The sequence below is a fragment of the Stenotrophomonas sp. 86428_Sma genome, from assembly GCF_056481585.1.
Map to the genome: position 1 here is coordinate 4,933,390 of NZ_CM151156.1, position 9,056 is coordinate 4,942,445.

7 protein-coding genes are annotated in these 9,056 nt (G+C 67.1%); 1 reads left to right on the forward strand and 6 read right to left on the reverse strand.

Translation table 11 applies throughout. The features are described from left to right. Window positions 1-69: 69 nt before the first annotated feature. Window positions 70-840 (forward strand): rhomboid family intramembrane serine protease, encoded by a 771-nt coding sequence (locus ACZK3J_RS22575; RefSeq protein WP_049400340.1) that lies wholly within the window; start codon window positions 70-72, stop codon window positions 838-840. Window positions 841-994: 154 nt separating this feature from the next. Here the strand turns inward: ACZK3J_RS22575 and ACZK3J_RS22580 are convergent, their stop codons facing one another. The 6 genes from ACZK3J_RS22580 to rpmH form a co-directional block, all read right to left on the reverse strand. Beyond that, window positions 995-2,110 (reverse strand): glycerophosphodiester phosphodiesterase, encoded by a 1,116-nt coding sequence (locus tag ACZK3J_RS22580; RefSeq protein ID WP_414577315.1) that lies wholly within the window; start codon window positions 2,108-2,110, stop codon window positions 995-997. Between the two features lie 159 nt (window positions 2,111-2,269). Continuing rightward, entirely contained in the window at window positions 2,270-3,619 is a 1,350-nt protein-coding gene (gene mnmE / locus ACZK3J_RS22585; protein ID WP_478476267.1) for a tRNA uridine-5-carboxymethylaminomethyl(34) synthesis GTPase MnmE, read from the reverse strand. A 3-nt stretch (window positions 3,620-3,622) separates the two neighbouring features. Beyond that, on the reverse strand, window positions 3,623-6,295 hold the full coding sequence (locus ACZK3J_RS22590) for a polysaccharide deacetylase family protein (protein WP_329914123.1): 2,673 nt from the start codon (window positions 6,293-6,295) through the stop codon (window positions 3,623-3,625). 150 nt (window positions 6,296-6,445) lie between these two features. Next, a complete protein-coding gene (gene yidC / locus ACZK3J_RS22595; RefSeq protein WP_049399025.1) occupies window positions 6,446-8,161 on the reverse strand; it encodes a membrane protein insertase YidC in 1,716 nt (571 codons plus the stop codon). Beyond that, a complete protein-coding gene (rnpA, locus tag ACZK3J_RS22600) occupies window positions 8,161-8,655 on the reverse strand; it encodes a ribonuclease P protein component (RefSeq protein ID WP_021203275.1) in 495 nt (164 codons plus the stop codon). Before rnpA ends, yidC begins: the two co-directional genes overlap by 1 nt. 5 nt (window positions 8,656-8,660) lie before the next feature. Next, a complete protein-coding gene (gene rpmH / locus ACZK3J_RS22605; protein ID WP_005411729.1) occupies window positions 8,661-8,801 on the reverse strand; it encodes a 50S ribosomal protein L34 in 141 nt (46 codons plus the stop codon). Window positions 8,802-9,056: the final 255 nt, after the last annotated feature.

Below are 9,056 nucleotides of genomic sequence, written 5' to 3' on the forward strand. Positions count from 1 at the left end.
CCGCCGGCCGTTTCCACTCTCCCGCAGCGGTGGCCTTGGTTTCGCGCCAACCACCGCCATTGCTGAGGTATGAACAACAACGCGCCCCTGCCCGCTGGCGACGTGCCGGCCCCCCGCAATGACCGCTCGCGCATCCTGCGGGCGTTCAATGTCAGCCTGGCCGCCGTGCTGGTGCTGGTGGCCGTGTTCGCCCTGCAGGGCACGTTCGACTGGCGACCGTGGGCAGTCGCGCCGCTGGAAGCCAAGGGTCTGCTTGGCCTGATCGGCGGCCCGATGCTGCATGCCTCGGTCGAGCACATCGCCGCCAACAGCATCGCGATCCTGATCCTCGGCACGCTGGCCGGCAGCGTCTACCCGAAAGCCACCGTGCGCGCCCTGCCCCTGCTGTGGCTGGGCTCGGGCATCGGCGCGTGGATGCTGGGCAATCCGGGCAGCGTGCACCTGGGCGCCAGCGGCGTGACCCACGGCCTGATGTTCCTGCTGGCCAGCCTGGGCCTGCTGCGCCGCGATCGCGCGGCCATCGCCACCGGCCTGATCGGCATGCTGTTCTACGGCGGCATGCTGATGACCATCCTGCCGCACGCCGATGGTGTGTCCTGGCAGTCGCACATGGGCGGCGCCTTCGCCGGCATCATTGCTGCGCTGCTGTTCCGCAACGCCGACCCGCTGCCGCCGCGCCCGCGCTACAGCTGGGAAGACGAAGAAGAAGACGTCGAACCGCTGGCCGACGACGAGCTGGAGCCGCCGTCACCGCAGCGCGTGCCGGTGCTGTGGCAGCCGCGCGAGGGCCAGGACTACGTGGTGATCCCGTTCCGCCGGCCGGACGAGCCGCGCGGCTGAGCGATGGTAGTGCCGGCCGCTGGCCGGCAACCTCATGACCCGGTAGTGGCCGACCTTGGTCGGCGCTCCCGCTGCATGCCAACCAAGGTTGGCAACTACCAGAGCATTCCGTCACATCCGGTAGCGCCGGGCCATGCCCGGCGGCATTGGCCGGTCAGTTCGCCGCATTCCCCGCCGCGCCCATGCCATCCACCGCCTGCCGGCCCAGTGCCGGGTCATCGGTGAAGAAGGCATCGATGCCGGTGGCCAGATAGGCGCGCATCTCGGCAACCGACCCCTCTGCATTGCGCGCGTTGTCGGCGCCCTTGCGCAGGTTGCTGGCCTGGAAGTGGTTCTCCGGACGGAAGGTGTACGGAATCACCATCAGGCCCACTGCATGTGCGTCCTGTACCAGCGTGGTCGGAGTGCTCAGCGCGCCCTTGGCGTCCAGCGGAATGATCGAGCGCAGTTCCGGGCCGATGCTGTCGGCGTAGCTGGCGATGTCCTTCAGTCCTGCCGGCGTCATCATCTGCGCGTAGGTCAGCTTGCCACCGGCCTTGGCGATGTCGGCCGGCTGGGTGTCGCCCTTCCACAGCAGTTGCAGCAGGCGGATGTTGCTGCCGCGCGGGATCTTGCCGCGCAGGTAGCGCAGGTTGGCGGTCTCGAACGACTGGATGGTGACCGGGCCGACATTGGTATAGGCATTGCCACGCAGCGCGGTCAGGAGCTTGTCTTCCATCGGCAGGCCGATCGACTGGAAGTAGGTCGGGTGCTTGATCTCCGGTACCAGGCCGATGCCGCGGTTGGCACGCCCGGCCTGCTGCACCAGGAAGGCCAGGATCTCGTCCAGGCTGGCGATGCGGAACTGCCCGTCGTAGGCGGTGCTGCGCAGTTCCGGCAGGCGCTCGCGCGCATAGAGGGTCTTCAGCTCGGCCAGTGTGAAGTCTTCGGTGAACCAGCCGTCGACCTTCTGACCATCGATCACCTTGCTGGTGCGGCGGCTGGCGAACTCTGGATGCGAAGCGACGTCGGTGGTGCCGCTGATCTCGTTCTCGTGGCGGGCCACCATCACTCCGTCCCTGGTCATCACCAGATCCGGCTCGATGTAGTCGGCGCCATCGGCGATCGCCTGCGCATAGGCGGCCAGGGTGTGCTCGGGCAGCAACGCGCTCGCCCCGCGATGGCCATAGACCGACACCTTGTGCGCGGCCGGGGTGGAGGATTCAGCACTCATGGCCACCGATGGTGCCACGGCCAGCGACAACAGCAACGCACAACCCCACGACTTCACTGCGACTTCCCCAAGCGGTATGTGATGGGCGTCAGTATGCGGCGGCAATGTGACAGGTGGGGGACCTGGGGTCGGATCCCCGCAGGGGCTCCGACCCCGTAGCGATCCCGAGGAGCTCGTTCGGCTGGGTTGCCGGCCAGCGGCCGGCACTACCAAGGCTTACTTCCCGATGCAGAAACTGGAGAAGATCCTTCCCAGCAGGTCATCGGCGCTCATCTGCCCGGTGATCTCGCCCAGCGCGTCATGCGCCAGCCGCAGTTCCTCGGCGGCCAGCTCCAGATGCTCATGTGCCAGCTCACTGTCGGCGCGCTGTGCATGCTCCTGCGCACGCTCGATCGCATCCACATGGCGCGTGCGCGCAGAGAATTCGCCGTCCACCTGCTCCCCCGCCCCGGCCGAAGCGATGCTGCGCAGGCGCGCATGCAGATCTTCGAGCCCGGCGCCGGTGGCGGCCGAGACGAACACGCGGTCCGGATCGTCCAGCGACGGCAACGCCTCCAGCAGGTCCGACTTGTTGTGGATGTAGACCTTGTGCGGCACCGCCGCCACGGCATCGCCCAGCGCCGCATCACCCGCAGCCGGATCGCGCGCATCCAGCACGATCAGCGCTAGGTCGGTGCGTTCGATTTCCACGTGCGCGCGGCGCATGCCTTCGCGTTCGATGGCGTCGCCGCCGTCACGCAGGCCCGCGGTGTCGACCAGGGTCAGCTCCAGGCCGTCCAGGCGGATGGTCTCGCGCAGGGTGTCGCGGGTGGTGCCGGCGATGTCGGTGACGATGGCGCGCTCGCTGCCGGCCAGCGCATTGAGCAATGAACTCTTGCCGGCATTCGGTGGCCCGATCAGCACCGCATGCAGGCCATCGCGCAGGCGACGGCCGCGCTCGGCATCACGACGCAGCAGGGCAAGATCGCCGCGCGCCTGCTCCAGGCCACGCCGCACCTGTGCCCCACCAAGCGTATCCAGCGGTTCGTCGGCGAAGTCAATCGCTGCTTCCACATGGATGCGCAGCAGCACCAACTGCTCGACCACCGCGTCGATGCGGCGGGAGAACACACCATCCAGCGAACGGCGCGCAGCGCGCGCGGCACGGTTGTCGCCCGCGGCGATCAGGTCGGCGATGGCCTCGGCCTGGGCCAGGTCGAGCTTGCCGTTGAGGAATGCCCGTTCACTGAACTCACCCGGGCGCGCCTGGCGCGCACCGAGCGCGATGCAGCGCGCGACCAGTTGCTGCAGCAGCACCGGGCTGCCATGGCCCTGCAGCTCCACCACCTCTTCGCCGGTGAAGCTGTTCGGTGCCGGGAACCACAGCACGATGCCATCGTCGATGACCTCGCCGTCGGCATCACGCAGGCGCGCGTAGTGCGCGTGGCGCGGACGCAGTGCAGGTGCACCCAGCGCATTGGCAATCGCTGCAGCGCGCGGGCCGGACAGGCGCAGCAGGCCGACACCGCCGGCGCCGGGCGCACTGGCGATGGCCACGATGGTGTCGGTGCGGATCGCGTCGTTCATGGCTCAGAGTTTCTCCAGCTGCGCACGCGCCTGGGCCGCGCCGCTGCCCTGCGGCTGCAGCGCCAGGTAGGTGGTGTAGGCCTGTTTGGCCTTGGCCTTGTCGCCGGCGTTGAAGTAGGCGTCGCCCAGGTTGAGATAGGCCACGGCGCGCGAGGGGTCGATCTTCAGTGTGTTCTCCAGCCAGCGCGCCGCTTCGGCATAGCGCTGCTGGCGGTAGTAGACGAAGCCGAGGTTGTTGGCGGCCTGGGCGAAGTCCGGGCGCAGCTTCAGCGCTTCGGTGAACTGGGCTACTGCTTCGTCGTACTGCTTCTCGCGGTACAGCTGCAGGCCACGGTCATTGGCCTGCTGCGCGCGCTGGCGGTCGGACGCCGGGCCGGCGGTGGGCACCACCAGCTTGGCCTTGCCACCCTGCAGGTCGGCCACGGTTACCGGTGCCTGGCTGCCCTTGGCCTCGCTGGCCGCATCCACCTTGTTGTTCAGCGCGATCGCATCGGCGGTCAGCTGGCGCGTATCGGCGTTGAGGAATTCCTGGCTGTCCGGCACCTGGAACACGAACTCGCCGCCCTGCGAACCGGGCAGGCTGCCGAAGGCCGGGGTCTGGTGCGAGACCGCCGAGACCGCCGGCGCCACGTAGGCGGCCAGTTCGGTACCGGTGATCAGGCCGTCGCCGTTGAGGTCGCCCTTGCCGGCCAACGCCTGCAGCAGCACCCAGGTGAACACCGAATGGCCGTTCGGGCCGGCATCGGCCACCTGCTGGTCGGCACCACCGGCGGTCAGCATCTGCCGCGCGCTGCGTCGCGCGTTCTCGCGCAGGAACGACGACGACGAGGGACCGCCACGGGTCAGGCCCAGGCCGCTGTAGCAGGCATCCATCACGAACATCACATGCTTGGCCTGCATGCTTTCGGCGATGTTCTGGATGTCGGTCATCGCGATCGCGTCGGTGGCGAATTCCTTCGGATCCGAATCGACCGGAATGATGTAGCCGAGGTCGCGCCCGGAGGCGAGCTGGCGGGTCGCGCCATGGCCGGCGAAGAACACGAACACGCGGTCGTTCTTGCCGGTGCGGTCATCGGCCAGGCGGTCGTGGAAGGCGGCCAGGATGTTGTTGCGGGTGGCCTGCTCGTTCTTCAGCACGATCACCTGCGAGGACGGGAAGCCGAACTGCCCGGTCAAGGTATCGGCCACTGCCTGAGCATCATGGCTGGCGTATTCCAGCTTCGGCCACTTGGCGTAGGTGTCGATGCCGACCACGATCGCCCACGACTTCTCGTAGCCGGTGGTGACGGTGGCGGCACCGGCGTCGCCCTTTCGCGCACGGGCGACGGTGAAGTCGCGGCCATTCCAGCCGGCGAACTGGTAGCCATCGGCGATCAGCCGGTCGAGGATCTGCGGCAGCGCCTTCACCGCACGATCGTGGATGTCGTGGAACAGGATGATGCCGCGCTGTTCCTTGTTCACCTGGTCGAGCACGCGCTGCACGATCGACTCCGGTACCGGGTCGGCCCAGTCCATCGAGTCGATGTTCCACATGATCGACTTCAGCCCGGCCTCGTTGAGCAGCTGCAGGCCTTCGGCGTTGCGCGCGCCGTACGGGAAGCGGAACAGCGGCGCGCGCTTGCTGTCCACGTCCTTCAGCAGCGTGTCGGTGTCGAGTACCTGTTGGCGCAGCGCATCCCCGGTGGTGCGCGACAGCTGGGCGTGGGTCAGGCTGTGGTTGCCGACCGCATAGCCCTCTTCCATCAGGTTGCGGCTGATCTTCGCCATCGGGCCCAGGCTGACCTTGCCATCGGCCTCGACCTTGCCCAGGTTTCGGCCCACTTCGAAGAACACGCCCGGCACGTCGTAGCGCTTGAGGATGGCCACCACTTCATCGGTGTAGGCCTTGTGCGGGCCATCGTCGAAGGTCAGCACCACGGTCTTGGCCGGCAGGTCGCGGCCGAAGATTTCGCGGTCGCTGTCCTTCATGGACATCGGGTACGGCTCGATCACCCCGTAGTCGCGCAGGATCGCTTCGCGGCTGTAGTCCTTGTGCAGGTGCGCGATGTAATCGTCCCACTTCTCGCGCTTCAGCTCGATGGCGCGGGTGCGCTCGAAGCGGCTGAAGATGCGGGTCAGTTCCTGGTTGTAGTTGCGTTCGATCTCGTCGAGCGCCTCCAGGTCCTCGCCGATGCGCTGGTGCAGCTTCACCGCCGGCAGCGACGAATCGGTACCGACCCGCTCATGCAGATCACGCAGCACTTCGCGGAAGGCCAGGCGGTCGGCATCGAACAGTTCCGGCGCGGACTCGATGTAGTCCAGCACGGTACCCAGGGTGGCGAAGCGCTGCGGACTGGAACCGCGCAGCAGGGTGTCGAACTGCGCGGCGATGGCCGTACGTTGCTCCAGGCCATCATGGAACAGCTGCTGGCCCACACGCGTGGAGGTGCCGCGGTCGGCGGCCGACTGCTGTTCTTCGTCGGCCAGCAGCACGATGATCCGACGGTAACCGTCGAGCTGCTTCTGCAGCGCAGCCAGCAACGGCGCGGCGGCCGGGTCGGCGGCGGCCGCGGCCTGCGCGCTGGGCTGGGTCACGCCGGTTACCGGTGCCTTCGCGTCCTTGTCGCCACAGCCGGCAACGACCAGGGTCAACAACAGCGAGGGCAGGAACAGGCGGAACGACGACGCACGCGGCATGGCGGACTCGATGGATGGAGGAACGGTGTGCCGGCGATTCTAACGCCGCATGCGAAAAGCCCGCCTTGCGGCGGGCTTCTGCGGGTCGGTCGGGGCTCAATGGCAGTCGACCAAGGTCGACTCTACAAAGCCGGCGACCTGCCGGTCGGATTACTTCTTTTTGACCGGGGCCGGGGCGGTGGTGGCCGGGACCGGCTCGCCGCCATGGCGCTTGGTCATCCACCACTGCTGCAGCAGGCCCAGGCCGCCGTTGACCACCCAGTACAGAACCAGGCCGGACGGCATGAAGGCCATCATGACGCCGAACACCAGCGGCATGAACTGCATCATCTTCTGCTGCATCGGGTCCATGCCCGGTGCCGGGGTCAGCTTCTGGGTGAACCACATCACCGCCACGTTGATCACCGGCAGGATGAAGTACGGGTCGCGTGCGGTCAGGTCCTGGATCCAGCCGAACCAGGGCGCCTGGCGCAGTTCGACCGATTCCACCAGCACCCAGTACAGGGCGAAGAAGATCGGCATCTGGATGAGGATCGGCAGGCAGCCGCCCATCGGATTGATCTTTTCTTTCTTGTACAGCTCCATCATCGCGGTCTGGAACTTCTGGCGGTCATCGCCATAGCGTTCCTTCAGCTGCGCGATGCGCGGCTGGAAACGACGCATCTTGGCGCCGCTCTTGTACTGGGTCGCCGACAGCGGGTACAGCACCAGCTTCAGCAGCACCACCAGGCCGACGATCGCCCAGCCCCAGTTGCCGACCAGCTTGTGCACCTGGTTCAGCACCCAGAACAGGCCCTGGCCGATCACCGCCATCATCGAGAAGCGGCTGTAGTCGACCACGCGGTCCAGGCCCGGCACGTCTTCCTTGGCAATCAGGTTGACCAGCTTCGGGCCGACCCACAGGCGGGCTTCGGTGCTGGTGGACTGGCCCGGGGCCACAGTGAAGGCCGGACCACGCGCTTCGATCAGGTCACGACCGGCCACCTGCGACAGCACGTAGTGTGCGGTCTGGTCCTTCTGCGGGATCCAGGCGGTGAAGAAGTGGTGCTGCAGCATCGCCAGCCAGCCGCCGGTGATGTTCTGGTTCAGCGTGCCGTCTTCCAGGTAGTCCTTGAACGCACGACGCTGGTACTTCTTGTCGTTGTCGTACCAGGTGGCACCGTTGAAGCTGAAGGAATCCGGGTTGGTCATGCTCCGCGACAGGATGGTCGGGGTGCGGTCCAGGGTGCGGTAGACGTAGCCGTTCCACGGCGCGGCGCCGGCGTTGCTGACTTCATCCTTGAAGCGCACGGCATACTCGTTGCGCGAGACGGTCAGCGTGCGCTTGATGGTCACGCCGTTGTCGGCGGTCCACACGAACGGGATCTGCAGCTCGTTCTGGCCCTTGGCCAGCACGAAGTCCTTGGTGTCACCGACCAGCTTGAAGCCGTCGGCGCCGGGGACCGGGGTGTTCTTGTCTTCGCTGGCCCAGCCACTGATCGCGCTGTACGGGTGCGCGGGGTCTTCGGTCAGCAGGCGGACCGGCGGGCTGCCTTCGTCCTTGGTCTGCGGGAACTGCAGCAGCTCGGCATCCAGCACGCGGCCGCCGTCGAGCACCAGGCGCAGCACGTCGGTGGTGACGGTCACGCGCTGGCTGGCCGGGGTGGCGCTGGCCTGGGCCTGCACGGCGGCCTGGCCGGGGGCACCCGGCACCTGGGCGCTGGGGATGGCGCCCGGGGTTGCGCCCGGAACGCTCTGTGCGGCGGCCGGGGCCGACGTGGTCGTCGGTGCCGGGGTCGGAGCAGCCTTTTCACGGCTCCACTCCATCCACAGCAGCACGGCCACCATCAGCCAGGCAAAAATGAGGAATACGCGGGTCTGGTTCATCAGCGGACAGGCTCGGCGGGGCCGGGACGCGATGCCGGCTCGGTCAAAGAAGGAGTTGCGATGCCATCAGGCGGCGGCATTGTGCCGTCCACGCCCGGCGTGGGCAATGCACGCAGGCGACGCAGCAGGCGCAGGAAGGCCTGGCGGATCTCGTCGTTGCTGGCGGAACGCGCAGCACTTCGAGCCACGACGACAAAGTCGCCTGGCTGGATGTCGGTACGTGTCTGACGCAGGATGTCGCGCAGGACGCGCTTGATCCGGTTACGCCCGACGGCGTTCGGATCAACCTTGCGGGAAACCGCCAGACCCAGCCTGGCCGGCCGGTCAGCCGGCAGCCAGTGCAGGGTCATCAGCGGATCGGACACACGGCGGGCGCCGTTGAAGACCGTTGAGTATTCGGCACGCGTGCGAACCCGCGCAGAGCGAGGGAATCGCTTGCGCGGGTCTGCAGTATTCACTGTCGAAGGGATTGCGTCTGCCGCGATGTGCGGCATGGCAATCAGGCGCTCAGGACTTTGCGGCCCTTGGCGCGGCGACGCGACAGGATCTTGCGGCCGTCAGCGGTCTTCATACGGGCACGGAAGCCGTGGTCGCGCTTACGCTTGAGGTTGCTGGGCTGGTAGGTGCGCTTCGTGGCCATTGGGGGCCTCTCGTATGAATGGGACGGAAAGAACCGGAAATTCTAGAGAGGTACCCCGCCCCAAGTCAACCCCTGGCAGCTACGCGAATTCACTGGGCTGTGCAATAGCTGTGGATGTTTTTGTGAATAAGTAGGGGACAAGCATTCCGAAGGCGGGCGCTCGGTGGTAGTCTGAGCCATCCATTTCCCCCCTTTCCGGCCTGTGTTTGGGCGCCTTGTCGCGTCCATGCCCCGGCCACCGGACGATTATTGCTG

Bases quoted from the DNA above. Each gene is read 5' to 3' on its own strand.
- yidC (WP_049399025.1), bottom strand. From the start codon at position 8,161: ATGAACCAGACCCGCGTATTCCTCATTTTTGCCTGGCTGATGGTGGCC.
- rnpA (WP_021203275.1), bottom strand. From the start codon at position 8,655: ATGCCGCACATCGCGGCAGACGCAATCCCTTCGACAGTGAATACTGCA.
- mnmE (WP_478476267.1), bottom strand. From the start codon at position 3,619: ATGAACGACGCGATCCGCACCGACACCATCGTGGCCATCGCCAGTGCG.
- ACZK3J_RS22575 (WP_049400340.1), top strand. From the start codon at position 70: ATGAACAACAACGCGCCCCTGCCCGCTGGCGACGTGCCGGCCCCCCGC.
- ACZK3J_RS22590 (WP_329914123.1), bottom strand. From the start codon at position 6,295: ATGCCGCGTGCGTCGTCGTTCCGCCTGTTCCTGCCCTCGCTGTTGTTG.
- rpmH (WP_005411729.1), bottom strand. From the start codon at position 8,801: ATGGCCACGAAGCGCACCTACCAGCCCAGCAACCTCAAGCGTAAGCGC.